At 43.5% G+C, this 306-nt stretch carries 1 protein-coding gene; it reads right to left on the reverse strand.

Translation table 11 applies throughout. The features are described 5' to 3' along the window. On the reverse strand, window positions 1-306 hold a 306-nt coding region (locus tag AAEY83_RS13745), incomplete at both ends, for an iron-containing redox enzyme family protein (RefSeq protein WP_351059653.1).

Here is a 306-nt window from a genome sequence, read left to right on the forward strand (position 1 = left end):
GCTCTATATCAAGTGCACCGTGAGAGGTTAAATAACTAAATGCTTTTTTAGGTAAGCCCACAGCATTTGCAATGTTTGAAGCCGCGCCATCAGCAAGCGCTATAGAAGTGCCTTCAAGCACATGCACCATGCCAAAAAAGCTCAACGGATTTTTACGTGCAATGGAGTCGTACGCATACGACACCATCATTTCGGTAGCAAATTGCGGCTGACTACACCGTACTGTTTCTTTGTCAAAACCACAGGCTGCAATATCATTAAGTACCCATTCTTGATGACCTATCTCTTCTTCAATGTATTCTGCGA

This window comes from Psychrobacter sp. TB20-MNA-CIBAN-0197, assembly GCF_040309765.1.
In the GTDB taxonomy this organism is placed as follows: Bacteria; Pseudomonadota; Gammaproteobacteria; order Pseudomonadales; family Moraxellaceae; genus Psychrobacter; species Psychrobacter submarinus.